The organism is Halomonas sp. NYA30 (genome assembly GCF_976980765.1).
Map to the genome: position 1 here is coordinate 1,728,228 of NZ_OZ334477.1, position 25,515 is coordinate 1,753,742.

Annotated in this window: 22 protein-coding genes and 1 riboswitch; of the genes, 7 read left to right on the top strand and 15 right to left on the bottom strand. The window is 56.8% G+C overall.

Annotated features, from left to right (window positions below; genetic code table 11):
• From ACWI0H_RS07850 to epmB, 11 genes are all read right to left on the bottom strand, one after another.
• Complete coding sequence (locus ACWI0H_RS07850; protein WP_336272974.1) at nucleotides 1-366, bottom strand: hypothetical protein; 366 nt, start codon at nucleotides 364-366, stop codon at nucleotides 1-3.
• Between the two features lie 271 nt (nucleotides 367-637).
• Nucleotides 638-2,461 carry an allophanate hydrolase gene (gene atzF, locus ACWI0H_RS07855; protein ID WP_336272973.1) on the bottom strand — a complete coding sequence of 608 codons (1,824 nt, stop codon included), beginning with the start codon at nucleotides 2,459-2,461 and terminating at the stop codon, nucleotides 638-640.
• Nucleotides 2,462-2,472: 11 nt separating this feature from the next.
• A complete protein-coding gene (locus tag ACWI0H_RS07860; RefSeq protein WP_336272972.1) occupies nucleotides 2,473-3,186 on the bottom strand; it encodes a hypothetical protein in 714 nt (237 codons plus the stop codon).
• Complete coding sequence (locus ACWI0H_RS07865; protein WP_336272971.1) at nucleotides 3,183-4,262, bottom strand: isopenicillin N synthase family dioxygenase; 1,080 nt, start codon at nucleotides 4,260-4,262, stop codon at nucleotides 3,183-3,185. Before ACWI0H_RS07865 ends, ACWI0H_RS07860 begins: the two co-directional genes overlap by 4 nt.
• Entirely contained in the window at nucleotides 4,259-7,885 is a 3,627-nt protein-coding gene (gene uca, locus ACWI0H_RS07870; RefSeq protein ID WP_485875841.1) for an urea carboxylase, read from the bottom strand. Before uca ends, ACWI0H_RS07865 begins: the two co-directional genes overlap by 4 nt.
• A gap of 75 nt (nucleotides 7,886-7,960) precedes the next feature.
• A complete protein-coding gene (locus ACWI0H_RS07875) occupies nucleotides 7,961-8,599 on the bottom strand; it encodes an urea amidolyase associated protein UAAP2 (protein ID WP_336272969.1) in 639 nt (212 codons plus the stop codon).
• Between the two features lie 10 nt (nucleotides 8,600-8,609).
• Nucleotides 8,610-9,332, bottom strand: a complete 723-nt coding sequence (locus tag ACWI0H_RS07880; RefSeq protein ID WP_336272968.1) for an urea amidolyase associated protein UAAP1 — start codon at nucleotides 9,330-9,332, stop codon at nucleotides 8,610-8,612.
• Nucleotides 9,329-10,123 carry an ABC transporter ATP-binding protein gene (locus tag ACWI0H_RS07885; RefSeq protein ID WP_336272967.1) on the bottom strand — a complete coding sequence of 265 codons (795 nt, stop codon included), beginning with the start codon at nucleotides 10,121-10,123 and terminating at the stop codon, nucleotides 9,329-9,331. The genes ACWI0H_RS07880 and ACWI0H_RS07885 overlap by 4 nt, the downstream gene beginning before the upstream one ends.
• The gene (locus ACWI0H_RS07890; protein WP_336272966.1) at nucleotides 10,120-10,947 is read right to left on the bottom strand and encodes an ABC transporter permease; all 828 of its coding nucleotides are present in this window, start codon (nucleotides 10,945-10,947) and stop codon (nucleotides 10,120-10,122) included. The genes ACWI0H_RS07885 and ACWI0H_RS07890 overlap by 4 nt, the downstream gene beginning before the upstream one ends.
• Nucleotides 10,948-11,008: 61 nt before the next feature.
• Entirely contained in the window at nucleotides 11,009-12,085 is a 1,077-nt protein-coding gene (locus tag ACWI0H_RS07895; protein ID WP_336272965.1) for a putative urea ABC transporter substrate-binding protein, read from the bottom strand.
• A gap of 58 nt (nucleotides 12,086-12,143) precedes the next feature.
• Nucleotides 12,144-12,262: riboswitch (guanidine-I (ykkC/yxkD leader) on the bottom strand.
• A gap of 222 nt (nucleotides 12,263-12,484) precedes the next feature.
• Nucleotides 12,485-13,519, bottom strand: coding sequence for an EF-P beta-lysylation protein EpmB (gene epmB / locus ACWI0H_RS07900; RefSeq protein ID WP_336272964.1), 1,035 nt, complete (start codon nucleotides 13,517-13,519; stop codon nucleotides 12,485-12,487).
• A 107-nt stretch (nucleotides 13,520-13,626) separates the two neighbouring features.
• On the opposite strand from epmB, the gene efp reads away from it, so the two are divergent.
• Complete coding sequence (efp, locus tag ACWI0H_RS07905; protein WP_176304143.1) at nucleotides 13,627-14,193, top strand: elongation factor P; 567 nt, start codon at nucleotides 13,627-13,629, stop codon at nucleotides 14,191-14,193.
• Nucleotides 14,194-14,299: 106 nt separating this feature from the next.
• Nucleotides 14,300-15,280 (top strand): EF-P lysine aminoacylase EpmA, encoded by a 981-nt coding sequence (epmA, locus tag ACWI0H_RS07910; protein WP_176304142.1) that lies wholly within the window; start codon nucleotides 14,300-14,302, stop codon nucleotides 15,278-15,280.
• Here epmA and asd read toward each other — a convergent pair.
• The 3 genes from asd to rsgA are packed head-to-tail and all read right to left on the bottom strand — an operon-like array spanning nucleotide 15,277 to nucleotide 18,052.
• Nucleotides 15,277-16,161 carry an archaetidylserine decarboxylase gene (gene asd, locus ACWI0H_RS07915; RefSeq protein ID WP_485875842.1) on the bottom strand — a complete coding sequence of 295 codons (885 nt, stop codon included), beginning with the start codon at nucleotides 16,159-16,161 and terminating at the stop codon, nucleotides 15,277-15,279. The genes epmA and asd overlap by 4 nt on opposite strands.
• A 10-nt stretch (nucleotides 16,162-16,171) precedes the next feature.
• Complete coding sequence (locus ACWI0H_RS07920) at nucleotides 16,172-17,014, bottom strand: sulfurtransferase (RefSeq protein WP_485875843.1); 843 nt, start codon at nucleotides 17,012-17,014, stop codon at nucleotides 16,172-16,174.
• Between the two features lie 18 nt (nucleotides 17,015-17,032).
• Nucleotides 17,033-18,052, bottom strand: coding sequence for a small ribosomal subunit biogenesis GTPase RsgA (gene rsgA, locus ACWI0H_RS07925; RefSeq protein ID WP_101146270.1), 1,020 nt, complete (start codon nucleotides 18,050-18,052; stop codon nucleotides 17,033-17,035).
• A 170-nt stretch (nucleotides 18,053-18,222) separates the two neighbouring features.
• Here rsgA and orn point away from each other — a divergent pair, with 170 nt between their 5' ends.
• Nucleotides 18,223-18,816, top strand: coding sequence for an oligoribonuclease (orn, locus tag ACWI0H_RS07930; protein WP_485875844.1), 594 nt, complete (start codon nucleotides 18,223-18,225; stop codon nucleotides 18,814-18,816).
• 5 nt (nucleotides 18,817-18,821) lie between these two features.
• Here orn and queG read toward each other — a convergent pair whose 3' ends face one another.
• Nucleotides 18,822-19,949, bottom strand: coding sequence for a tRNA epoxyqueuosine(34) reductase QueG (gene queG / locus ACWI0H_RS07935; RefSeq protein ID WP_485875845.1), 1,128 nt, complete (start codon nucleotides 19,947-19,949; stop codon nucleotides 18,822-18,824).
• A gap of 97 nt (nucleotides 19,950-20,046) precedes the next feature.
• Between queG and ACWI0H_RS07940 the strand changes: the two genes are divergently transcribed.
• Genes ACWI0H_RS07940 through mutL form a run of 4 tightly spaced genes read left to right on the top strand, consistent with a single transcriptional unit; the run spans nucleotide 20,047 to nucleotide 25,484 of the window.
• Nucleotides 20,047-21,519, top strand: a complete 1,473-nt coding sequence (locus ACWI0H_RS07940) for an NAD(P)H-hydrate dehydratase (protein ID WP_485876178.1) — start codon at nucleotides 20,047-20,049, stop codon at nucleotides 21,517-21,519.
• Nucleotides 21,520-21,530: 11 nt separating this feature from the next.
• A complete protein-coding gene (tsaE, locus tag ACWI0H_RS07945; protein ID WP_485875846.1) occupies nucleotides 21,531-22,064 on the top strand; it encodes a tRNA (adenosine(37)-N6)-threonylcarbamoyltransferase complex ATPase subunit type 1 TsaE in 534 nt (177 codons plus the stop codon).
• Nucleotides 22,055-23,518, top strand: a complete 1,464-nt coding sequence (locus tag ACWI0H_RS07950) for an N-acetylmuramoyl-L-alanine amidase (RefSeq protein WP_485875847.1) — start codon at nucleotides 22,055-22,057, stop codon at nucleotides 23,516-23,518. Before tsaE ends, ACWI0H_RS07950 begins: the two co-directional genes overlap by 10 nt.
• Before the next feature lie 31 nt (nucleotides 23,519-23,549).
• Nucleotides 23,550-25,484, top strand: a complete 1,935-nt coding sequence (gene mutL, locus ACWI0H_RS07955) for a DNA mismatch repair endonuclease MutL (RefSeq protein WP_485876180.1) — start codon at nucleotides 23,550-23,552, stop codon at nucleotides 25,482-25,484.
• Nucleotides 25,485-25,515 lie beyond the last annotated feature (31 nt).

The following is a 25,515-nucleotide window of genomic DNA, read 5'->3' on the forward strand; positions in this document are numbered from 1 at the left end:
TCAGGCATGGGCAGGTTGGGCATGGTGCGAAGGACGAACCATATCAAGTATCAGGCCGATGAAACCGACCCCCATCGCCGCGCAGATCCACCACTGATGCAGCAGCATACCTGCGAAGAACGTACCCAAGAGCCCCAGTAGGATGAGAACGCGTAATAGGATGGCCGCTTTTTTATGTTTGACGGCTGCAAGAAGGAGCGCCAACACCCCCAGCGCGAGACAGGCCAAAATGGCTACCAGGGCGCCGAGTGTACCCGTCACGCCAGTGAGAGGTACAAAATAAGCATAGAGAGCGATGGCAAGCCCAGCGAGCGAGGCAATCAATAGCACTATTGCCCCCAGCCGGGTCGGACGTAATGTCGACATAGCGTTATTTCCTCCTTGAAAAGTTTCAGAATAGTAAGGCGAGCGCCTCACCACAAAGTAATTAGCACTATAACGTTAGCAGATAACGAAGTATTTTTGGTACGCAAACGGCAATCGAAAAAACAAAACCCACTTTGGGCGTCATTTAGCACCAGGACGCCCGGAGTGGGTTTTTTGAAATGTTGTCGCCCTCAAAAGCGGTATCAATGTTACGGCACGCTATGAGTGGTAATGCTTGTGGGTTTGGAAAAGTACAGTGTCTTAACGGATATTAGTTTGCCTGGCTGTTTAGCCACGCCTTCCAGCTTCCGTATTCGGTAATATCCTCGGCTTCGCCACTATCGTTGAGTGCACCGGCGGTACAAATAAAACCACACTTCCAACTACCATCGGCAAGCTCCACCTGGCCGAGGCCCAGCGGAGCAGGGATGCCTGCTAGGAAACTGCCCAGAGTCTCGATCGGCAGTCGCCATACTTCTACTTCAATAGCTTGGCCATTTGCGTCCGGTAGCATCGCGGGGCGTTTGGGCGGCCCGCCTGCCAGAGCAAACAGTTTATAGCGTGGTGCGCTTTGAGTAGCAGTGATCAGCACACCACCGCGATCAGTGAGCTGATGGTTGAGCGGCAAGCCTTCAAGGTGAGCGCCACACACCACTAGTTCTATGGTGCCGTCTTGTGCGGGTGTGGTGAGTGCGGAAAGTGGCGAATGCGGGATGCCTGTCGCGCCTAACGGCAGCATCAAGCGAGCTTCAAGCCCACGCGCTAGTGAGAGCAGCGATAAATCGGCAAATGCAGGCCCGAATAGCGTGACACCCACGGGAAGGGCTCGCTCACTAAAACCCACCGGTACGGCTAGCGCGCTGTAGTCCAACAGATTCATAAAGTTGGTCCAGGTGCCTAGGCGGGAATTGACGCCAATCGGGTCCGCGGCTACTTCGGCCTTGCTGGGGTGGGTGACCGTTGTAGGCGAGAGTACTACATCCACTTGGCTGATGAGCATATCGGCTTGGCGCTTATACTCTGCCAGTTTATAGCGCGCATCGAAGGCGTCTACCGCGAGCGGCGTGGCGCCCCCTTGGGTGATTTGAAAGGTCACTGGATGCACCGAATCCGGGTGGCTTTTCATCAAATCACGAATCACATGGTAGCGCTCGGCCACCCATGGGCCTTCATAAAGCAACCTTGCCGCGGCCAGCAGAGGCGTACAGTCCAGTTCGACTTTCTCGCCGCCCAGCGCCTCGAGTTCATTAATCGCTAGCTGCATCCCTTTAGTGTAGGCCGCATCGGTGTGCCATTGGGATTCCAAAGGCACGCCAAAGCTAAAGGCCGCGGGCGCCTTACCGTAGCGCTTTCCGTGTACGGCAAAATCATGCTGGCGTGACCAGGCGCACTGGTCGTCATACACGGCCGTGACTGCCAGCAGTTTAGCGGCATCGTCTGCGGTGAGGCTGAACAGGCTGATGGTATCCAGCGTGGCGCAAGCCGGTACCACTCCCCGCGTACTGAGCAGCCCAAGGCTTGGTTTCACGCCGTAAAGGTTATGGAAACAGGCCGGTACGCGCCCAGAGCCTGCGGTATCGGTGCCTAGCGCGAAGCTGACCATGCCCGTCGCCGTGACCACCGCCGATCCACTGCTAGAACCGCCCGGTATTAGCGTCGGATCAAAGGCGTTGGCCGGTGTGCCATACAATTCCAGTGCCCGCTCGCCAACTAGCCCTGTCGCAAACTGATCTAGATTGGTTTTCCCCATAGGAATCGCGCCTGCATCGATCAGTTGCTGCACTACAAAAGCATTTTCTGTGGGGGTATAAGCGTAGGCTGGGCTGCCAGCGGTAGTGGGTATTCCCGCGAGGTCGATATTGTCCTTTATCGCAAATGGAATACCGTAAAGTGGCAGCGTTTTTGGTGACTCTCCCTCCAAGCGCTGTAGATACGGGGTCAGCTGTTCACGGTTCAGGCGCGTTATCCAGGCAGAGTCTTTGCCGTGGCTATCGGCCTGCGCGAGTAGCTCGTCGATTAATGCAGTGGGCGTCAGATTACCCTGTTGGTAGGCGGCGTGAAGACTTGCAATATCCAGTGACATTGAGAGTGCCATGGTTGGCTCCTTTAAAATTGTATCATCGCAGCGTTGTCTGGAGAGTGGTTGGCTCCGTTTAGGAAGCGCCCCCGCCGCCAGGGCTGTGTAGAAAGCTCGATTCGCCAGCCTTCTTGATTGCGTTGGCAGTAGTCGAAACAGAGACTGACTTGCCAGCGAAGGTCGTCGATGGTGGCATGGCTTGGCAGGGTGAACGGGCGTTGGAGCGTGGCTGACGATTGGCGAGGGGTAATCGCAATGGCGTGATCCCCCAGCGCTAGCCAGCGCAGGCGACCAAGCTCATCGATGCGAGTCGTCTCTTTTGCATGTGGGGCAGTGAACCGCTGCCAGTGCTCGACGTAATGCCCAGCCGGGTGCTGCTCTTCAACCGTGTGGTCATTCAGCCAGCGCAGCAGACCAACATCTTTTTCCAGGCTGGGGCAGAGGTCCTGAAAGCGGTGCCAGGTGCATACACCGCCTTCAATCTGGGTCAAGCCCGCAAAGGCGGTAAGGCTTGCCAGCCACTCAAGCTGCGGTCGGCTGCACGCCTCAAGGGTTTGGATGCCGCTGAAGTCGGGTGCGTCAGCGGGGATGCGCAGGTCGGCATGCCACTGCTGGCCCTGCAGCCATACCACTTGGGTGGTGGTATCGGTTACGCGGTAGGGCGGTGTATTGGGCTCTGCATAGAGCGTACGTTGCCAACCCCCTTGGTACTGCTCTGGCACGCCAGGAAGCGGTATCGTCATCGATTTGCCTCCTCGTTGCCCGATCCTTTTTTCTTGCCGTGCTGACCCAGGCTGCCTACTTCACGGGCACCGTCAGGCAGCTCGATTTCTCCCCGCGCTAGTCGATCACGCAGGTAGCGAAAGGTTTGGATGGTTTGGGCGTAGAGGTGGTCGCCTGCTTTCAGCGCTGAGTAATGGGCTTGTCCGTGACGAGCGACCAGCTCGGGGAGTGGTTCGACCACGGTGTGGTAGTCACAGGCAAAGAACAGCGGAAACGAGTAGCGCTCCTCTTTCACTTTGCGTACTCGGTGAGAGGTGGCGACAAACTCGCCGTTGCTCCAGATCTCTAGCATATCGCCAATGTTGACGATCAAAGCGCCCTCCTTGAACGGCACATCGATCCACTCACCTTTGCCATTCATGACTTCAAGCCCAGGCGCGGTAGGCAGCAGCAGGGTAAAGCACTCGTAGTCAGTGTGGGCGCCGATGCCTTGAGCATCCTCGGCATCTGGGTTGAACGGATAGTGAATCAGGCGTAGTTGGCTGGGCGGCTTGTTGATGTGTTGAAGCAGTTGCTGGGGAGACAGACCCAGCGCCATGGCAAAGCCACTCAGTAGTGCGCGCCCAACGTGGTAGGCGGCGTCGTAGTAAGCGGCTACTGGCGCTTTGAAACCAGCCAGGTCAGGCCAAGGGTTAGGGCCGAGCAGCGGTGTTCCGGCCAGCACGTCCGGGTCATCGCTAGGTAGCTCGAAAGCGAGGTCGAAAGCCTCTTTCATGTCGGGCTTGGCTGGGTCTGGAGACTCTTCACCGGGCGGCACATAGCCGCGATGGTGGTGGTAGTGGCCGATGTAGCGCTCCATTTTGGTCGCTTCAGGCTGTGCAAAGAAACGCTTGGCCTGATTAATCAGCGCTTCGCGCAGGGAGCCATCAATGCCGTGGCCCACCATTTGGAAGAAACCGACTTCACGGGCAGCGCGGCCCAGCTCAGCGGCGACCTCGCGGCGTGCCTGGTCATCCCCGTGCAGCAGGGGATGAATGTCGATAACGGGGATCTCCTGAAAGTTTGCTAGGCGTTCGTCTGCCGCAGGCGTGTTCATGCGTCAGCCTCCTCTTCTTGGGTGAGTACTACCAGAGGCTGGCCGGGGCCAATGGCTGCCCCTTCGGCAAGCGGCAATCTGGCAACGCGCCCTGCGCAGTGAGCCGTGACCTCTACCTCCATTTTCATCGACTCCACCAGCGCCACGGGCTGACCTGCGGCGACCTGTTCGCCCTTTTTGACCAGCAGTTTCCATAGGCTGCCGGTCACCGGGCTTTCGATACCAAGTTCATCCTCTCCCAGCGTTTCGACCTCTGCGCTAGCCGGTGCCTGGTCTTCAAAGGTGAACTGGCCGTTGGCGCGCCAGGCGGCCATTTCAGCCTGGAAGGCTGCTTCTCGCTTGGTGCGAAACGCCTCAATCGCTTCGGCGTTCTTATCGATATCGGCTTGGTAGTCGGCCAGTTTGAAGCGTGCCGTTTCAATGGGCAGCTCGAAGCGCCCGTGGGGAAAGTCACGGCGAGTTTGCTGTAGTTCTTCGTGGCTGACTTCATAAAAGCGAAGTTGATCAAAAAAGCGCAGCAGCCAAGGGTTATTGAAGTGCTGGGTGGTGCGGTAACGGTTCCACATCTGCAGCGTGCGACCAACGAACTGGTAGCCGCCGGGGCCTTCCATGCCATAAACGCATAAATAGGCGCCGCCAATACCCACCGAGTTTTCCGCTGTCCAGGTACGGGCGGGGTTATATTTGGTGGTGACCAGGCGTTGGCGCGGGTCGAGGGGTGTCGCGACGGGCGCCCCCAGATACACATCCCCTAAGCCCATCACGAGATAACGAGCGTTGAAGACGATATCGCGCACTTGCTGTTCACTTTCGAGGGCGTTGATGCGGCGAATAAAATCCAGGTTGCTGGGGCACCAGGGGGCGTCGGGTCGTACGCTGCGCTGATACTTGTCGATGGCTTCCTGGCAGGCGGGGTCATCCCAGGAGAGCGGTAGATGCACGACACGCGACTCTACTTCCAACGACTCGACATCGATTAGCGCCTGCTCGGCTTTGTGAAGGTGCGAAAGCAACTCATCAAGGCTAAGTTCCAGCGGCTCATAGTGAACCTGCAGCGAGCGAATGCCGGGGGTTAGTTCCCGTAGGCCGGGCAGCGAATGTTCCTGTAACCACAGCATCCAGGCGTGTACGCGAAAGCGTAGCGCGATATCCAGCTCCATCGCACCGAACTCAATGAGCAGGAAATCATCCCCGGCGCGGCGGTATACGATTCGCTCCCCGGCCTGCTCGGCTGGGATGTTGCGCAGGATCGGGGTGTCTCGTTCTGGCTGAATATCTTCAACAGGGTTCGCTGTGAGGGTTTCCAGCTGGGCGAGCTGGCGCTCTTCGAGTGTGCGAGCGTTGGCGAGACTCACCGGTACAAAGCGGACCTTGTCACCAGCGGTAAGTTGACCCAGCTTCCAGCGTTCAGCGCGCACCACAGTTGCCGGGCAAACAAAGCCACCCAATGACGGGCCGTCCGGGCCAAGAATGACCGGCATATCGCCGGTAAAATCGATGGTGCCAAAGGCGTAGGCGTTATCGTGAATGTTGGAAGGGTGGAGTCCTGCTTCACCGCCATCCGCCCGTGCCCACTCTGGGCGTGGGCCAATCAGCCGTACACCGGTGCGGCTGGAGTTGTAGTGCACTTCCCACTCGTGGTCGAAGAAGCGTTCGATATCACTATCGGTGAAAAAGTCTGGCGCGCCGTGGGGGCCATAAAGCACGGCAATTTCCGTCACGCTTTCGGAATCGTTGCCAATGGCGGGGGCTAGCGCGCTATCCAGCGTGCGTGAGGGCGCAGGCATCAGCGTGGGCAGCTCCAGCATATCGCCGCTGCGCAGTGCCCGCCCGCCATGGCCGCCAAACTGGCCTAGCGTGAAGGTGCTGCGAGAGCCCAGATAGCGAGGGCATTCAATGCCGCCGCGCACTAGAAAATAAGCGCGTGCCCCAGCGGTGGCTTTGCCTAACGTAAGAGTGGCACCGACCGGAACATCAATGACTTCCCAGTGATTAATGGGGTTGCCATCCAGCGAGGCGGGCAACTTGGCGCCTGCTAGCACGACCTGTGTGGCCCGGTGAAAGCGCAGCGTGGGGCCCTGGAGGGTAATTTCTAGGCCAGCGGCATCCGTGGGATTGTCGAGCAGGCGATTGCCAAGGCGAAACGACCAGTCGTCAAACGGGCCGGAAGGCGGCACACCCACATCCCAGTGACCCTGGCGACCGGGAAAATCCTGAATTGTGGTGAGCGTGCCAGGGGCGATCACTTCCATGGCGGGAGGTGCCCACGCCAGGGTGGTAAGCCAGTGGGTGTCGATATCCGCCTGCTGAAAGCGTTCGGCACGCAGAACGTGGGCAAGCCAGCTACGGTTGGTGGCAATGCCATACACGCTAGCGCTGTCCAGCGTATCCGCCAGCTGTGCCGTCGCCTGCTTGCGGCTTTCGGCATGCACCATCACTTTGGCTAGCATGGGGTCAAATAGCGGTGACACTTCCAGGCCTGCCTCAATGGCGTGGTCGATGCGCAGGCCGCTGGCTTCAGGAAAGATGACTTCCGTTAGGAGCCCGGCGCTGGGGCGAAAATCGTGAGCGGGGTCTTCGGCGTACAGGCGTGCCTGGATGGCGTGACCAGTGGGGGAGAGTGTCTGGGCAAGTGTTTCCAGGTGGGGGAGTTCACCCGCGCCGAGTTTCACCATCCATTCGACGATATCGACGCCGTAGACCAGCTCGGTGACGCCGTGCTCCACCTGTAGGCGAGTATTAATCTCCAGAAAATAGAAAGCTTCACGCTCGGCGTCGTAAATGAACTCAACGGTTCCCGCGCTGCGGTAGTTGACCGCTTTGCCTAGTTGCACCGCCGTGGCGTGCAGTGATTGGCGCACGGCTTCGGGGAGGTTCGGGGCCGGGCACTCTTCCAGTACTTTTTGATGGCGGCGCTGTGTAGAGCAGTCGCGCTCACCGAGGGCGATGACACTGCCCTGGCCGTCGCCAAACAGCTGTACTTCCAGATGACGGGCACGTGCGATATAGGCTTCTAGGAAGACACCGCCATCACCAAAGTTGCGCTCGCCAAGGCCTTTCACCGACTCAAAGGCGCGTGCCAGCTCCGTCTGAGAGTGGCAGACCTGCATGCCGATACCACCGCCACCAGCAGTGGATTTCAGCATGACCGGGTAGCCGATTCGTTCGGCGGCCTGTTGGGCCTCTTCGAGAGTCTCCAGCAGCTGTGATCCTGGCACCAGCGGTACGCCTGCCTTTTCGGCGAGTGCGCGGGCTTCGTGCTTGAGGCCAAACTGCTGTATCTGCTCGGCGGTGGGGCCTAGAAAGACGAGCCCGGCGGCATCGCAGGCGGTAATAAAGCGAGTGTTTTCCGAGAGGAAACCGTAGCCAGGATGGATGGCCTGGGCGCCGCTTTGTTGGGCGATAGCGATCAGCTTGCCGATGTTCAGGTAGGTATCGCTGGCCGCCCCCTCACCGAGTGAGTAGGCCTCATCGGCTTGATGCACATAAGGGGCGTCGCGGTCGGCATCGGCGTACACCACCACGCTCCCCACGCCTAAAGCTTTAAGCGTGCGTAGAATACGGGCGGCAATCGCGCCGCGATTGGCAATCAGGACTTTGCTAAACGTTTTATGGATGGACATGGCACTGCCTGCAAACAAAGGCGGGTCGTCCCGCAGGTTGTTTGGCCTTCTAGGGTCGTCCCTAGGGCGAATTACTTAACCCCAAATCAGTAGCTCGATGGGTGTGGGGTTGTAGCCGTTGCAGGGGTTGTTGAGCTGAGGGCAGTTGGAGATCAGCACGATGACATCCATTTCTGCGACCATTTCCACATACTTGCCCGGTGCGGAGATACCGTCTTCAAACGTCAGCCCGCCGTCAGCGGTCACCGGTACGTTCATGAAGAAGTTGATGTTGTGGGTGATGTCCCGCTTGCTCAGGCCATACTCTGGGTGGTTGGCGATGGCCTGCATCCAGTTATCCCGGCAGGAGTGCATGTGGCGCTTTTCCAGGTCGTAGCGCACGGTGTTGCTTTCGCTGGCGCAGGCACCGCCTAGGGTGTCGTGGCGGCCGCAGGTGTCGGCGGTGAGGGTAAGCATCGTGCGGCCTTCGCTGGAGATCAGCTTGGAGCCCGCCGTGAGATAGACCGCTCCCTGTTCGCGAACGGTATCCATGGCGCTGTAGCGCTCGGCGGTGTCGTCGGCGCTGAAGAACAGCGTGTCAGCCGCTTGGTTGCCTTCCAGGTCTAAAATCCGCAAGGTTTGGCCCTGCTTCACGGTGCCAATATAGTGATCGCCCGCATTAACGGTAGTGCGGCTAAGTGCGTTTTCGGGGCGTAAGGTACTCTCGATAATCATGGTTTTCCCCTTAAAGGCCGAGGTGATAGAGACGGTTATTGGCAAAGCCACGGGCGTTTTCTGGCCGTGAGCGGTAGCAAGGATCGTCCTCTGTCGGTGGCTCAGCAGTACCTAACGCGATATCGACGCCACGGCGCGGGTAGTCAGTGGCAGGGTCCAGCGGGTGAGGGCAGGTATGCAACAACACGAGGGTATCCATCTCGAAGCGCAGCGTGACGCTGTTGCCCGGCTGGCAGTGGTTGCTGACATAGTGCAGCTTGCCTTCGTCATCGCTCTCGACGCGGGAGAAAAGGTTGAGATTGGCAGCCATGTCTCGGCGGCCAAGCCCATACTTGGCGAGTTCGACCAGGAAGGCGTCGAAGCCGGTGCGCGTCCAGTCATTGTGGGCCTGCTGGTAGCTCACTGGCTGCCAGCCTTTGGACAGCAGGTGCTGGGGCAGCAGGTTGCCGCCAACGCTGTCGTGCCAGCCAAGGTCATCATGAGTGATCGAGGCAAAGATGCGACCCATATCCGAGTAAAGGCAGTGGCCTTGAGTCAGCTTGAACGTGTGCTGGCACTTCAAGGTGTCCGGCAGGTTCAAGCGCTCCAACAGGTTTTCTGGATTGTAGCAGAGTAGTCCTACGTTGCTGTTGGCCTCCTGGGCGGTCAGGGTCAGTGTTGTGCCGCGACGTAGTCGAAGTGACCAGTGGTGCCCGCCGGGTAAATGAGTGGTGTAGGATGGTTCGCTTTTCATAGCAGCGTCTCCTGGGTGTGGGTTTTCAGACCGCCCTGATGAAGTGCTTCCGTTAAGGCTGGCGTTGGACGGTCTCTCGAAATGGGCAGGTCGTAGGTAATGGTGGCGCCATAGGCTTCCGGGGCTTGAGGGTCGTGGCGGGTTTTGTCAAACACCCATAGCCGTGTGCCCAGCTCAAAGGCCTCTTTTAGGTCGTGGGTGATCATGAAGATGGTGAGCTGCTGCTCTTGCCAAAGTCGTGTGATCAATTCGTGCATGTCCTGGCGAATGCCGGGGTCCAGGGCACCAAATGGCTCATCCAGCAACAGCATGCGTGGCCGCATCATGAGCGCCTGGGCGATGGCTAGACGTTGCTGCATGCCGCCGGACAGCTCATGGGGATACTTATTAAGCGCATGACTTAGGCCAACTTCTTCAATACGTGCTTGGGCTTTCTCAATCGCGTGCCGTTTGGCAGTGCCAAAACTTTTTCCAAGCAGCTTGGCACTATGCAGCTCATCGGCAATCATCACGTTGCCCAGCACAGTCAGGTGTGGAAAGACGGAATACTTCTGAAATACCACCCCTCGATCCGGGCCGGGTTCGTTAGGAATGGGCTTACCATCTAGCAGAAGGTTGCCTTTTGAAATGGCTTCAGTGCCCAGCAACATCTTTAAAAACGTAGTTTTGCCGCAACCAGAGGCACCGACCAGCGTGACAAATTCTCCCTGCTCGACGCTGAAATTAAGGTTCTCAAGCACGACGTGATGGCCGTAATGCTTTTCTAGGCGTTTGGCGGACAGTAGGCTCATGATTTGTCTCCTTCGCCCGAGTGGTACCAGGGAAAGGCAAGGCGCGATGTCCAGGCGAGAATCTGGTCAAGAAGGAACGCCAGCAGCGTAATCCACGCCACGTAGGGCAGAATCACGTCCATCGACAGGTAGCGGCGAACCAGAAAAATGCGGTAGCCAAGCCCTTCCTGAGCGGCAATGGCTTCGGCAGCAATCAGAAACAGCCACGCGGTGCCAAGCGCCAAGCGGGTGGCGTTTAATAGCCGTGGCGTTAACTGTGGCAGCAACACTCTTAACAACACCTGCCAGGAACTGGCGCCTAAAGTTTGCGCTTTGATTAATTGCTCATCGGGAAGCCGCAGTGCGTGGCCCTGCAGGTCACGAATCAGAAAGGGGGTGACGCCAATAACAATCAGCGCAATCTTGGCCGCCTCACCAGTGCCAAAGGCAATAAATAGAATTGGTAGGATCGCCATGGGCGGAATAAGCGAGGCTACCGTCACCAGCGGCGAAAGCTTGGCGCGAATAATCGGGATGCCGCCACTTACAATACCCACCACTAGGCCAATCAGAGCACTGATACCTACCCCAATTACGATGCGCTCCAGACTTGCGAAGGTGTCTGTCCACAGCACAACCTCGCCCGTACGCACGTTCTCGGCGGTGGCCAAGTGGTAAAACGAGTTTGCCATGGTCGAGGGTATGGGCAGCAGGCGGTCATTAGGGTTTTCCGCCAGTCGTGCATTAGAGAGGCTTAAATAGAGCATCGCCAGTAGCAAGAAAGGCAGCAAACCCAGGAGCCAACGGCCGCCCCGAGAGGGCGCTAAATTAATCAATCGCTTCATAGCGGTTGTCCATAGAAGATGAGAGCTGAGGGAGTGGCAGATGCCACTCCCATGGCGCTAGTTACTGAGCGTCGAGATAAGCTTGCGTAAAGCTTGGGTCGAAGCGCAGCTGTACATTGCTCTCATCGCCAAACACACCGTTGGGGGTTTCAATGCCTACCACGCCAGCATTAGGTGCCATATCGCCCAGTAGGCCGTGCTCAAAGCTGAACTCTGCTACTCGTTCCATGGTGGCGAGCAGGTCTGGGCTTTCCATCAACTCAATTGCTTCTGTTGGGTCGGTATATAGGTAGGTGGCGTCCAACTGGTTCTTGTAGCCTTCCAGATCCGTGCCTGCAGCATCGGCCATAATGGTCAGTGCGTTTTCGTCACCGGCTTCGACCAAACCCATCACTTCATACCAGGCACCCACCAGGGCATGGCCAAGTGCGGGGTTATCCGCCAGGGTCTGGGTATTGACGACCATCATGTCGAGAATTTCACCTGGGATTTCCGCTGAGGTGTACACCACGTTGCCAGCAGGCATGTCGGCAATGGCGCTTAGCTGCGGGTTCCAGGCGGCTACAGCTTCAGTGGTGTCACTGGTGAACAGGCCGACTATATCCGCATCGGAGGTGTTGACCGTTTCGATATCACGCTCTGTCAAACCGACGCTCTCGAGTGCGCGGGCCAGAAAGTAGTGGGAGACGCTGAATTGAACGAGATTGACCTGACGGCCCGCTATATCGGCCAAATCATCGCTGCCTTTTAGCACGATGCCGTCGTTGCCATTGGAATAATCATTGATAATCAGTGCGGTGGAATCGACGCCGCTTGCCGCCGGAATTGTGAGGGCATCCATATTGGTCATGGCACAGCCATCCACGTTGCCGGAAGTGAACTGGTTGATCGACTCCACGTAATCGTTCACCTGCACGACATCGATACTAATCCCGTACTCGTCGGCCCACTTATCGACCACGCCTTCTACGTCGGCATAAGCCCAAGGCATCCAGCCGGCATAAATCGACCAGCAGACACTAAAGTCGCTGCGTTCTTGCGCTTGGGTAGGTGTGATCGTCAATGATGATGCTAGTAGCGCCGCAGTCAACGGAGCGAGGGGCAGGCTTTTTAGAGCAGAGCGGTTGGAACGGGTCATGAGAGCCTCCAGCGGCTAAGAAAAAAACTCAGGGGCATCGGCGCATCACTGTGCCTTATCCTCCCGGGCTTTTATCCCGCCGTGTAACCCTGCGATTGCAAGGTCGATTGCTCTCGGACCAGCCACGACCATCAGGGGCATATCGTTGATGGCGTCGGAACCCTAGCGATCTATTGGAAACTCAATTGTGTGGCAGCGAAGGCAGCCAATACCCCATGTGTAACGTTTATCTACACAGCAAAATATTGGCCGCCATATATAAAATATATTATTTTTAATAAGTTAGATTGATTTTAGAGGTGTGCCTAAAGAGTCAATGCTTAGATGATGCATCGTCGTGGTGCGTAGTTTGGGCGCTACGCACCATGATGAAACAGAGAATTTGGGGAGGGTCGAAAGTCACAAAGGCGTTTTGCTCATTTTGCCAGGCACTTCGCGGACTAGCCGGGGCATAAGAAAGCCTGGTAGGTGTTCCAGTAACTCTTTTACCAGTGCTTGCGCCACTGCATCGGGTACATCAAAGTGGGCGGCACCCTGAACCGGGTCAAGCACGTGCAGGTAGTAAGGCAGCACGCCTGCTTCAAATAGCCGTTCAGAGAGAGTTGCCAGCGTAGGCACGCTGTCGTTGACACCTTTTAGAAGAACGCTCTGGTTCAGCAGCGTCACGCCTGCTTGCTTGAGGCGGGTACAGGCATCTACCACGGCCTGATCAATTTCATTGGCGTGGTTGATATGCAGCACCACCACTTTTTGCAGGCGGCTTTTGTTTAACCAGCCGAGCAGTGCGTCATCAATCCGGTCAGGAATCACCACGGGCAAGCGGGTATGTATGCGCAGCCGCTTGAGGTGAGGGATGCTTTCAAGCTGTTCGACCAGCCAGGCAAGCTGCCGGTCGCTTGCTGCTAGAGGGTCGCCGCCGGAAAGTATCGCCTCGTGAATGGAGGGGTCGGCACGCAAGTACTCTAGCGTTCCCTGCCACTGCGCCCGGGAAGGCGAGTTCTCGCTATACGGGAAGTGGCGGCGAAAACAGTAGCGGCAGTTGATTGCACAGGCTGGGCTTGCAATTAGTAGCACGCGGTTAGCGTATTTATGAATCAGTCCTTTAGCGGGCTGATGATCGGCTTCTTCCAGCGGGTCAGCGACGTAGCCTGGAGTCGTTGAGGCTTCCTTGCCCAAGGGCAGCACCTGAAGAAGCAGGGGGTCGCTCAAATCCGCATGGGCTATTTTAGCCAGATAGGCTTCAGGCACACATACCTCAAACAGCTCATGACCTAGCTGAGCGCCTGCCAGCAGGTCGCTGTCTAGCCCGAGCCGTTCGCACAATACCTGCGGGTCGCGGATGGCCTGTGAGAGTTGCTGTTGCCAATTGGAACGGACCATCGTGTGGCACTGTTGTTGCGTTTCAGAGGCTGAAATAATGATGTTCTCCTGCAAAAAAGCCCTCCTTCGGGTTATCATGCGCGCACTTATTGAATGACGCTATCAACGACGAAGCAGGGCTTCGTGCATCACGTTACTGACATAAAACATTGAGAGGCATTATGGCGAACTATTCTACCAATGAATTCAAAGGCGGTTTGAAAGTAATGCTCGACGGCGATCCTTGTTCGATCGTCGAAAACGAGCTGGTCAAGCCTGGCAAGGGGCAGGCGTTTAACCGCGTTAAGCTGCGTAACTTGATGACGGGCCGTGTGGGTGAGAAGACTTTCAAATCTGGTGATTCGCTGGAAGGCGCTGATGTCATGGATTTGGAGATGGAGTACCTCTACACCGATGGTGATATGTGGCATTTCATGAAGACCGATGGCTCCTTTGAGCAGTACGCCGTGGAAAAGAAAGCCTTGGGTGATACTGCTAAATGGCTGAAAGAGCAGGTGCCCTATATCATTACGCTTTGGAATGATAAGGCCATTTCTGTGACGCCGCCCAACTTCATTGAGCTGGAAGTGGTTGAAACTGATCCAGGTTTGAAAGGCGATACGGCGCAAGGTGGCTCTAAGCCTGCTACGCTATCATCTGGCGCTGTAGTGCGCGTGCCGTTGTTTATCAATCAGGGCGAAGTGTTGAAAATTGATACGCGCAGCGGGGAATACGTCTCTCGCGCTTAATCACTTTTCGCGATGTTTTTCGGTTTGGTAATGATGATGGCCACGCTTTTTGCGTGGCCATTTTTTGCTAAAAATAGCTTGTCTATAGCTTATCTAAGGAGAAGTGATGGCCATTGATTGGCAACCCTCGGCGTCGATTGAAACGCTCCGCGAGCGTGCACGGTTAATGGCCAAAGTGCGGGCATTTTTTGACCAGCGTGACGTGCTGGAAGTGGAAACGCCGGTCTTGGGGCAGGGGGGGAGCACGGATGTGCATCTGGTATCGCTTCATGCCCTGGCTCGCACCGATAGAGGGCAGCGCCGTTTATGGCTGCAAACTTCGCCTGAATTCCATATGAAGCGGTTATTGGCGGCCGGTAGCGGACCGATATTTCAGCTCGCCAAAAGTTTTCGCGATGGTGAAGTCGGGGCTCGCCACAATATCGAGTTCACCATGCTGGAGTGGTATCGGCCGCAGTTTACGCTGGATAAACTAATTGATGAGACGGCTACCCTGGTCATGTCACTGCTACCCAGTTTCCCCGGTCCGGTCGTGCATTATCGCTATCGGGAGCTTTTCCATACCCACCTAGAGGTGGACCCCTTTACCACGTCGCTGGAAAAGTTGCGTTTGGTTGCCGCGGAGCGGGCGCAAATGTCTGCGCAATCCTTGGCCGGTGAAGATCGCGAGACCTGCCTTGACCTGCTTATGAGCGTAGTGATCGAGCCACAGTTAGGCCAGCATGAGCTAAGTGTTGTGGTTGATTATCCCGCTAGCCAGGCCGCTCTGGCGCAACGTCACCAGGATGTAGATGGTGAGTGGGTGGCTTCCCGCTTCGAGCTCTACCTGAAAGGTGTTGAGTTGGCCAATGGTTACCAAGAGTTGACCGATGCCTCGGAACAGAGAGTGCGGTTTACGGATGATAACGCTGAGCGCCGCCGCTTGGGCTTGCCGGAAGTGGATGTGGATGAGCGTCTGCTGGCCGCTCTAGAGCACGGCATGCCAACTGGTGCGGGTGTCGCGCTGGGGATTGATCGCCTCATTCAACTGGCGCTAGGCAAAGCACGCCTGGAAGACGTGCTCGCCTTTTCTACGCCTCGCTGCTAAACCATCGGCTCGCTAGTAGGGGGAGTATTGCTATCATGAGTCGGTTTATCAATGTGGCCCAGCGCTTGCCCCATACTGACCATGACACCCGTAGGATAGTCGTCAAAGACAACCGGTTTAGTGAAGCACATCACTACCGTGGAGCCGAGTTTGAAACGGCCCATTTCAGCGCCTTTTTCCAACGTGATAGGTTGCCCAAACTGCATGCGCTGAGGCTGGCCTGCAAGCGGTGTTACCTGGCCTGACCAGACGGTCTCGATGGCCGCTACAATCATTGCACCTACTAACACCATTGCCATGGGGCCGTGCTCGGTATCAAAGATGCACACTAGGCGTTCGTTACGGGCAAACAGGCCCGGCACATAGTTGGCGGTTGCCTGGTTGACCGAGAAGAGTCGTCCGGGTACGTAAATCATTTCTCTTAATGTACCGGTCACCGGCATATGCACGCGGTGGTAGTCTCGTGGAGAGAGGTAGACAGTGGCAAAGCTGCCGCCGAGAAACTCTTCCGCCAGGGCCGTGTCGCCGCCAAGCAAGGTCTGCGCAGAGTAGGTGTGGCCCTTAGCTTGCACCAGTTGGCCGGCCTGTAGGCGCCCGTATTGGGAGAGCGTGCCATCGGCAGGGCTCAATATTCCTTCGCCTAATGGGCGCGCATCGGCTTTTAACGCCCGGGTAAAAAAGTCATTGAACGTTGCATAGGCGCTAGGGTCGGGTTCCAACGCTTGGCTCATGTCGACATTAAAGCGTTTGATAAAGGCCTTGATCAGGGTGCTTTTCACCCAAGGGTTGTCGCACTGGCCGAATTTGCCGGTTAGACGCGAAAGAGCGTGCTGAGGCAGTGGGTACTGAAGTAGCGAAAAGGCTTTTTGGGAAAGAGTCACAGTAATATTTTCACTTCTCAATCGGGGTGTCGTCGCGGTTGCCCCATTCACCCCAGGACCCCGCGTAGCCACGCATATTAAAGCCTAGTGCCTTGCCCACCAGCCAGGTAAAGCTGCTGCGGTGGTGGCTCTGGCAGTGGGTAGCGATTTCCATATCGGGGGTCAGGCCCAGGGCGCCAAGTTCGGTGATCAACTCGGCGTAATCGCGAATGCGCAGTGCGCGCTGTCGGTCCATGGCGTGGAGCCAGTCCATATTAACGGCACCGGGAATGTGCCCCAGGTGCTTGTTGTTACCTCGGACGCCATCGTACTCATCTTTGGAGCGCGCATCCCACACCGCGAAGTGTTTATCGCTGAGCTTCTCTTTGATCTCTTCAAACGTGATCAAGGCGTTAGGGTTGAGAATTTCAGCGTGATACTCACTTTGGGTGGGGGCGGTAGGCTCGGTGCTCTCTTCCAGGCCTGCATCGCGCCAGGCGTGTATGCCGCCATTCAAATAGGAGTAACGCGTATGGCCGATGAGCTCTAATGTCCACAAAAGACGTGCCGCCCAGCCACCGCCTTCGTCATCGTAGGCCACCACGTGGGTGTCGCGGGTTAGACCTAATGCGCTGAACAGACGTGAAAGCGCCTCAACGCTAGGAACGTCACTCGGTACCGGCCCTTCACCGCGCATTAAATAGCGAAAGTCGAGGAAGATGGCGCCGGGCACATGGCCCTGACGGTAGCTGTCGCCATTGGCTGGCACATCAATGATCAGCAGCTGTGGGTCATCTAAATGCGCCTGCAGCTGTTCCGGTTCAATAATCAGCGGCAGAAGGTTAGCTTCCGACGATTGGCTTTCAATACTCATGGGTAACTCCTATCAACGTTAGCTATCCAAACTATCAAGAATCCGTCGATAGCTGGCAAAGCGTGCTGGATGAATCTTGCCTGCCTCGACCGCTGCGAGTAAAGCGCAACCGGGCTCATTACGGTGACGACAATCACGAAAACGGCAGTAACCAATATAGTCGTGAAACTCAATGAAACCGTCGGTGACTTCCTGCTCGTTGAGGTGCACCAAGCCAAACTCGCGAATACCCGGTGAGTCGATGACATCGCCATCGGCCACATCAGCTCGGCTCATGGTATAGAGGCGTGCCGTGGTGGTGGTATGGGTGCCCTTGCGGGAGTCTTCCGAGAGCGCGCCAATACGCAGGTTTTCATCCGGTAGCAACAGGTCGATTAGCGAGGATTTGCCCACGCCGCTTTGACCAACGAATACGGAGGTGCGCCCTTCAAGCTGACTGCGCAGCTCATCCAGCCCGGTGTCTGTGGCGGTGGTGGTGCGCACGACGGGGTAGCCTAAATCGCGATAACGCTCTAGCAGTTTACCGAGCTCGCCACCATCTTCTGGTAGCAAGTCGGTTTTATTGAGAACCAGCACTGGCGCAATGCCGGTAGCTTCGGCGGCGACCAGGTAGCGGTCAATAAGGTTGGCGTGAGGTGCAGGCTCTACCGCAAACACGATCAACAGCTGATCAATATTGGCGGCCACCGGTTTGAGCAGGCCGCGAGCGTCGGGGCGCTTTAACACGCTGTCGCGCTCTTCCCGAGCCACTACCACGCCGGAGCCTTCCTGACCTGCACGCCATATCACGCGGTCGCCGGTGACCAGACCATCCAGGTTGGCGCGTAAGTGACAGCGCACCGGTTCATTATCGCTATTGCGCACCTCTAGGGTGCGGCCAAAGTGAGCAACCACGCGGCCCGGCTGTTCAGCACCGTATTCGCCAGCGGCGAGTTTTTCAGCATCTTGCACATCACGCTTTTCCGCACGCTGGGCACGTTCCGCCTGGACTTTCTCGACTCGCCACTGCTGCTGACGACTTAATTTACGTTTGCTCATGACCACCTGATGATCGCTACAATAAACGTCATTGTACCTATCAACGATGGCATTGTACTTATCAAAGATGCCATCAAACAGCCAGGCGGTTCTATATGGGCTGCTTGATGTTGTCATTTAAGGCACACTGGCACGATATTAATGACCATTTAGGCAAAGGGATAACGGTAATGAGCAACGAAACAACGGATTCAGCGGCGCCACGCAATGATCTGCTGATATGGATTGATCTAGAGATGACCGGTTTAGATCCAAATAAAGAGCGCATCATTGAAGTAGCCACACTCATTACTGATGCGGATTTGAATGTGGTCGCGGAAGGGCCGGTCATTGCGGTGAAACAGCCCGATAGCCTGCTGGCGCAGATGGACGATTGGAACCAGAAAACCCACGGCGAGTCGGGATTAGTCGCCCGGGTGAAAGCAAGCCAAGTGGAAACTGCCGAAGCCGAGCAGCAAACCCTGGCATTTCTGCAGCAGTACGCAGTGGCCGGATCGTCACCCATGTGTGGCAACAGTATCCATCAGGACCGGCGTTTTCTTGAGCGTGAAATGCCTGCGCTGCTCAACTTTTTCCACTACCGCAATCTTGATGTGTCTACCATAAAAGAAGTGGCCAAACGCTGGAATCCAGGCGCCTTGGCGGGCTTCAGCAAACAGAATGTGCACCTGGCGATGGATGATATTAAAGAGTCGATTGCTGAGCTGGCTCACTACCGTAATACGTTTTTGCGCGTTGAACAGCGCAGCGACGAAGAAGAGTAAAGCGGTTAAGACATATCAGTGGCAATACGCCTGCCGCGCTTGAGGCGTTGTTCCTCAAGCGCCCAGGCGACGTGTTCACGCACCAGTTCGCTTGGGTAGGCTCGGCGCGCCCATAGCGCGGCTTCCGCGGCCTCGCTCCAAGGGGCGTTTCCTAGGCCTATGGCGATATTGCGCAGCCAGCGCTCGTAGCCAATGCGCCGAATAGGGCTGCCAGCGGTTTTATCCAGGAACTCCGCCTCGCCCCAAGCAAACAGGCTGATTAGCGTAGCGCGATCTAAATCATGGCGCGGCGCAAAGTCATCTTCCTGGGTCATGCGGGTAAAGCGGGTAAAAGGGCATACCAGTTGGCAATCGTCGCAGCCGTAAATACGGTTGCCCATGGCGCGGCGAAACTCAACCGGTATGGCGCCGTGTAGTTCGATAGTGAGATACGAAATGCACTTGCGTGAGTCGACCACCTTATCGTCAACAATAGCGCCGGTGGGGCAGGCGGTGCGGCACGCGCTGCAGCTGCCGCAGTGCTCTTGCTCAAATGGCGCATCGATAGGTAGGGGAAGATCCGTATAGAGTTCGCCCAGGAAAAACAGCGAGCCCGCTTTGGGGTTAAGCAGCATGGCATTTTTGCCGAACCAGCCAAGCCCGGCTTTTTGGGCCAGCGCGCGCTCCATTACCGGTGCTGAGTCGACAAAAGCGCGGTAACCAAATTCGCCTACTTCTTGCTCAATCTTTTTTGCTAATTGGGCTAACCGTTTACGCATTAGCTTGTGATAATCGCGCCCTAGGGCGTAACGCGATACATAGGCGCGGTTGGGCTGACCCAGTACCTTTGTGCTTTCCACTTCAGCGGGCAGATAATCCATGCGTACGCTGATAATGCGCTGAGTGCCGGGTTCAAGCTCTGCGGGGCGAGTGCGCTTGCTGCCATGCTTGGCCATAAAGCCCATCTCGCCGTGGTAGTCATTTTCCAGCCACGCGTCGAGATGGCTTTCATGGACCGACAATTCAGTGTCAGTAATGCCGACTTGCTGAAAGCCCAGCTCTCGCCCCCAGGTTTTAATCAGGTCGGCAAGACGAGCAAGTTTCTGGTCAGTCATTGCACTATCAGAACGTGCAAAGGCAGTGGAATTAGACATAGTCAATCAACAGCAAGGCATTAAGCGCGCTATGCTAACGCATCAGCAGCCATCAAAACATGTGAAAGGAGTGATCGTGACGATCCCGAATACTTCCATGCTACGCCCTCTATATAAAGCCGCCCAGGTGCGCGAGCTCGACCGGCGCACCATTGCCGGTGGTATCGATGGTTTTGCATTGATGCAGCGTGCCGCCTCAAGCGCTTGGCACAGCTTTCGTTCACGCTGGCCTCAGGTGCGCAGCTTAACCGTAATGTGTGGAAGTGGTAATAACGGAGGCGACGGTCATGTGCTGGCAGCGCTGGCCATGCAGTCTGGCCTCAAAGTGCAGCGAGTGACGCTGAAGCCTCTTGATGAGCTAAACGGAGACGCAGCCCGCGCTGCACAATTGGCAACCTCCGCGGGCGTAGGTTGCGAAGAGTGGGAACCCAGCACTGTATTGACGGGCGAAGTCATTATTGATGCCTTGTTAGGCACCGGTTTGACGGGTGAGGTAGAGGGCCGGTTTCGGCTTGCCATCGAAATGATCAATGCTGCTCAGAGGCCGGTACTGGCAATTGATATTCCCTCGGGATTGGTTGCTGATACCGGCGCAGCGACAGGGGGTGCCGTTAAGGCTGCCTGCACGGTGACTTTTATCGGCGATAAGATCGGTTTGTATACTGGTGATGCACCCGCTTATACCGGTGAGATCGATTTTCGCCCGCTGGGTGTTAAAGCCCAGGCATATTTTGATATTCCAGCCACCGCTTGGCGGCTGGATGATTCGCTCTTAGCGGATGCCTTTGCTCCCCGGCTGCGCACGAGCCATAAAGGGGATATGGGACATATGCTGGTGATGGGCGGCGCTCCCGGCTTTGGCGGCGCGGCGCTACTGGCCAGCCAGGCCGCTGCGCGGATGGGGGCGGGTAAGGTGAGCTTGGCGACGGCCCCTGAGCATATCACCGCTAGTTTGGTACGCTGCCCGGAAGTAATGGCCCACAGCGTGCGCGGTGGCGCCGAAGCGGCTGAGCTGACTGCGATGGCCGACGTTGTCGTGGTAGGGCCGGGGCTTGGTCAGGCGGCCTGGGGGCAGGCTGTATTACAGAGTGCGCTTAAGTCAGACGCGCCGTTGGTAGTAGATGCTGATGGGCTGAATCTTTTAGCACGCCAGTGGCCAGATATTCGACGCGATAATTGGATATTAACCCCGCATCCCGGTGAAGCGGCACGGCTATTGGGCTGTTCCGTGGCGGAGGTTCAGGCCGACCGACCCGCCGCTGCCCAGGCCCTGCAGCGGGCACGTGGCGGCGTGGTGGTGTTGAAAGGCGCTGGTAGTTTGATTGCTGGCCCCACTGGTTTAGTGGTGTGCCCCTACGGAAACCCAGGCATGGCTAGCGGTGGCATGGGCGATGTGCTCAGTGGCATGCTAGGTGCATTGATGGCGCAGCGCGGAGATGTGGAGTTCAGTGCCTGGCTAGCCACGATGGTGCACGCGTTAGCGGCGGATCGAGCAGCACAACAAGAAGGCGAGCGTGGCCTGCTGGCGAGCGATCTGGCATCCTATGCGCGAAAATTGATTAATCCGTGAAGGCAGCCCACATGCAGGTGCAATTAGACAACGAAGAGGCTCAGGTCGCGTTTGGCGAAGCGCTAGGGCAGGTATTACAAGGTCGTGGGTTGATCTACCTGGAAGGTGAGTTAGGCGCCGGTAAAACCACGTTAACACGGGGTATTCTACGGGCGTACGGCCATCAAGGGGCGGTGAAAAGCCCCACCTATACGCTGATAGAGCCCTACGAACTGGGTTCTCAGCGCGTGAATCATTTAGATCTGTATCGTTTGTCAGATCCAGAAGAGCTTGAGTTTATCGGCGGTCGCGATGTATTAGCCGACGATGCGCTGTGTATTATTGAGTGGCCCAGCCGCGGGAAAGGGTGGTTGCCAACGCCCGACCTTCGCCTTGTTTTGACAGTCGCTGCTCAAGGCCGTTTGGCCTCTTTAACGGCTTGCAGTGATTTGGGCGCGCGTATCCTGTCATTGCTAGAGCGCCAAGCCCATGAAGTAAGCCAGGCCAGTGCAACAAGTAAGGTAAGCGACGATCAGTTGGAGAATGGTGTGATTCAATGGAAATGAAGGCCGCCACGGCTCGTGTATTTCGTTTATTAGCCGTTAGTTTTTTTGCCCTTGCGGCGGTTAGCGTACAAGCGTCCAGCGTCGAAAGCATGCGCTTATGGGCGGCGCCTGATCACGCGCGTCTGGTGTTTGATCTGTCTGCGGCCACCAGTGCCAATGTGTTTTCGTTACAAAATCCCGCGCGTTTAGTGATCGATTTAGACGATACGCAAATGGATACCGACCCCAATACTCTGCCCCTGAACGACAGTGCCATTACATCGGTGCGCACGGGTACTCGTGAGGGCGGCGGTTTGCGCGTTGTGCTCGAACTCAATCGCGCCGTCGAGCCACGCCATTTCACCCTGACGCCGAATGATCAATACGGGCATCGGCTGGTGGTGGATCTCGAGTATCCGGGTGAAAGTGCCGTTGAGAATCCCATTGATCCTATCGAGGCGATGATTCGTGAACAGGAAATTCAGGCCCAGCGCGCCACGGCCCAAGCACAACTGCCCGGGAGTGTCGCGACACCAAGCAACGACGCACCGGCTGAAGTGCAGGAAGCCAAACCGCATCCGCGTAGAGATATCATTATTGCGGTGGATGCTGGGCACGGTGGCGAAGACCCCGGGGCCATCGGCCCTTCAGGAACCCGTGAGAAAGATGTGGTGCTGGAAATTGCCCGCCGGTTAGCGGCGGAAGTCAACGGCACTGAAGGGTTCAAAGCCGTACTGGTTCGAGACGGTGACTACTACCTGGGCCTTCGCCAACGTACCGCCCTGGCACGCGAGCAGAAAGCTGACTTTTTCGTCTCGATCCACGCCGACGCCTTTACCAGTCCCCGCCCTCAAGGCAGTTCGGTTTATGCGCTCTCGCAACGTGGCGCTACCTCGGAAACCGCCCAGTGGCTGGCAGATAGCGAAAACCGCTCTGACCTGATCGGCGGCGTCGATGGAAGTTTATCGCTACGCGATAAGGATCAGGTGCTGCGCGGTGTGCTGTTAGATCTCACCATGACCGCCACCTTGAATGACTCACTCTCTATTGGCGGGCAAGTGCTGGAACAGTTGGCGAGGGTGAATCGGTTGCACAAATCGCGGGTCGAACAGGCCGGGTTCATGGTGTTGAAATCGCCGGATATTCCTTCTCTATTGATCGAGGTTGGTTTTATTTCAAACCCTGATGAGGAGCGCCGCTTGCGGGATCCGGTGCACCAGGGAGGCCTATCGCAAGCGATTTTCAGTGGCTTGCGTGACCACTTCCAGCGTTACCCGCCGCCCGCTAGTTTGCTGGCTTGGCAGCGCGATAATCAACGTCGCCCTGCGGGGAACGAATACCGTATTCAGTCAGGCGATACTCTGTCGGCGATAGCTGTCCGCCACGGTGTACCTGTGAATCAACTGAAGCAGGCCAATGATATTAATGGTGATGTGATACGGGTTGGCCAAGTGTTGCAAATCCCCCGTTCATAAAAATCGTTTTTGAGGTGTTGTGTTGACTGAGATGACCGCCGCTACATCGCGTATTCAGGTGCTCGACCCACGGTTAGCCAACCAAATTGCGGCTGGCGAGGTGGTAGAGCGCCCCTCGTCGGTCACAAAAGAGCTAATAGAAAACGCGATTGATGCGGGCAGCCAGCGTATTGAAGTGGAGATTGAGCAAGGCGGCACGCGGCTTATCAAGGTGCGCGATGACGGCATTGGTATCGGCGAAGATGATTTGCCGCTCGCTTTGGCGCGCCATGCCACCAGCAAAATCGGTAGCTTGGAAGATTTAGAAGGCGTTAGCTCGTTAGGTTTCCGAGGTGAAGCGCTGGCTTCGATTAGCTCCGTTTCCCGTTTGGAGCTCATTTCTAACGCCCAGGAAGACCCTCGTGATGGTTGGCGGGTAGTCGCGGAAGGGCGAGGTATGGAGGCGCGAGTAACGCCAGCACCCCATCCACGGGGAACCAGCGTTAGCGTGCGTGATCTGTTTTTTAACACCCCCGCCCGACGCAAGTTTCTGCGCACCGAAAAGACCGAATTCGCGCATGTGGAAGAAGCTTTTCGTCGTCAGGCGCTGTCGCGCTACGACATTGCCTGGGTATTGCGCCACAACCAGAAAGTGATTCATCAACTTCCTCCTGGGCACTCGGCGGCAGCTCGCGAGCGGCGAATTGCCTCGCTGCTAGGTAAAAACTTTATCGAGCACGCCCGCTATATCGAACGCGAAGCGGGTGGTTTGCGACTAAGTGGTTGGGTGGGGCTGCCGACTCACTCCCGCTCTCAGGCTGATCAGCAATACTTTTTCGTTAATGGCCGTGTGGTGCGTGACCGTTTGGTGGCCCATGCGGTGCGTCAGGCGTATCGCGATGTGCTGTTTAACGGTCGGCATCCGGTGTTTGTGCTCTACCTGGAGCTTGATCCCGACGTTGTCGACGTCAATGTTCACCCTACCAAACATGAAGTCCGTTTTCGTGATGGCCGTATAGTGCACGATTTTCTGTACTCCAGCCTGCATCACTGCTTGGCGTCCTCTAAGCCTGCAGAAAGCGGTGACGGAAATAGTGATGAAGAGGCGACTGGTGTCGTTGCTTCTCAGCAGCAAGAACATAGGCAGCCGCCCCAGGTAGGTGCGGGGGCAGACGAAAACGTCGAGCAACCTCGCTGGCAGCAGCAGGGCATTGCGCTGACTCACTCTTCGGATCGCCACCCTGGTGCTGAGCGCGTACGCCGCTTTATGCAAGGCTATCAGGCGCTCCACCCCAACCATGAAGAGACGCTGTTAACGCCGCAGGTTGACGTGGCGAGTGAAGGCGAAAACGAAGTGCGTGAAGCACCTCTGGCGATGCCTGATAACGACCCCACGGTGGCACCGCCGCTTGGGTTTGCGCTGGGGCAACTGCACGGTATTTATATTCTGGCCCAGAACGCTCAGGGTTTGGTGGTGGTGGATATGCATGCCGCCCATGAACGAATTGTCTATGAGCGTATGAAAACACAGCTAGCGGCTGCTAAAGGATTAGATGCCCAGCCGCTGCTAGTGCCGGTTTCTATCGCCGCTAGTCGGGCAGAAGTGGCGACGGCTGAGAGCGAGCAAGAGGCCATTGCCAAGCTGGGCATTGAGCTGGATGTTGCCGGACCAGAAACACTGCTGGTGCGCCAGTTGCCAGCGTTGCTCTCCCAGGCGGATCCAGAAGCCCTGGTACGCCAGATGTTGGAGGAGCTGGCGCGTTACGGGCGGACCCATCAAGTCGAGGCGCGGCTTCATGAATTGCTCTCCACCATGGCTTGCCACGGTAGCGTGCGCGCCAACCGGCGGCTCACCATTGATGAAATGAATGCGCTGCTGCGCGACATGGAGCGCACGGAGCGCAGTGATCAGTGCAATCACGGCCGACCCACCTGGACGCAGATGGGGCTAAAAGCGCTTGATCGGCTGTTCTTAAGAGGCCAATAGCAGCACGATCGAAAATTTAATTTCTGTTAAA

Coding starts and splice junctions, on each gene's coding strand:
- ACWI0H_RS07850 (WP_336272974.1), bottom strand. CDS start 366: ATGTCGACATTACGTCCGACCCGGCTGGGGGCAATAGTGCTATTGATT.
- atzF (WP_336272973.1), bottom strand. CDS start 2,461: ATGGCACTCTCAATGTCACTGGATATTGCAAGTCTTCACGCCGCCTAC.
- ACWI0H_RS07860 (WP_336272972.1), bottom strand. CDS start 3,186: ATGACGATACCGCTTCCTGGCGTGCCAGAGCAGTACCAAGGGGGTTGG.
- ACWI0H_RS07865 (WP_336272971.1), bottom strand. CDS start 4,262: ATGAACACGCCTGCGGCAGACGAACGCCTAGCAAACTTTCAGGAGATC.
- uca (WP_485875841.1), bottom strand. CDS start 7,885: ATGTCCATCCATAAAACGTTTAGCAAAGTCCTGATTGCCAATCGCGGC.
- ACWI0H_RS07875 (WP_336272969.1), bottom strand. CDS start 8,599: ATGATTATCGAGAGTACCTTACGCCCCGAAAACGCACTTAGCCGCACT.
- ACWI0H_RS07880 (WP_336272968.1), bottom strand. CDS start 9,332: ATGAAAAGCGAACCATCCTACACCACTCATTTACCCGGCGGGCACCAC.
- ACWI0H_RS07885 (WP_336272967.1), bottom strand. CDS start 10,123: ATGAGCCTACTGTCCGCCAAACGCCTAGAAAAGCATTACGGCCATCAC.
- ACWI0H_RS07890 (WP_336272966.1), bottom strand. CDS start 10,947: ATGAAGCGATTGATTAATTTAGCGCCCTCTCGGGGCGGCCGTTGGCTC.
- ACWI0H_RS07895 (WP_336272965.1), bottom strand. CDS start 12,085: ATGACCCGTTCCAACCGCTCTGCTCTAAAAAGCCTGCCCCTCGCTCCG.
- efp (WP_176304143.1), top strand. CDS start 13,627: ATGGCGAACTATTCTACCAATGAATTCAAAGGCGGTTTGAAAGTAATG.
- epmA (WP_176304142.1), top strand. CDS start 14,300: ATGGCCATTGATTGGCAACCCTCGGCGTCGATTGAAACGCTCCGCGAG.
- ACWI0H_RS07920 (WP_485875843.1), bottom strand. CDS start 17,014: ATGAGTATTGAAAGCCAATCGTCGGAAGCTAACCTTCTGCCGCTGATT.
- rsgA (WP_101146270.1), bottom strand. CDS start 18,052: ATGAGCAAACGTAAATTAAGTCGTCAGCAGCAGTGGCGAGTCGAGAAA.
- orn (WP_485875844.1), top strand. CDS start 18,223: ATGAGCAACGAAACAACGGATTCAGCGGCGCCACGCAATGATCTGCTG.
- queG (WP_485875845.1), bottom strand. CDS start 19,949: ATGTCTAATTCCACTGCCTTTGCACGTTCTGATAGTGCAATGACTGAC.
- ACWI0H_RS07940 (WP_485876178.1), top strand. CDS start 20,047: ATGCTACGCCCTCTATATAAAGCCGCCCAGGTGCGCGAGCTCGACCGG.
- tsaE (WP_485875846.1), top strand. CDS start 21,531: ATGCAGGTGCAATTAGACAACGAAGAGGCTCAGGTCGCGTTTGGCGAA.
- ACWI0H_RS07950 (WP_485875847.1), top strand. CDS start 22,055: ATGGAAATGAAGGCCGCCACGGCTCGTGTATTTCGTTTATTAGCCGTT.
- mutL (WP_485876180.1), top strand. CDS start 23,550: ATGACCGCCGCTACATCGCGTATTCAGGTGCTCGACCCACGGTTAGCC.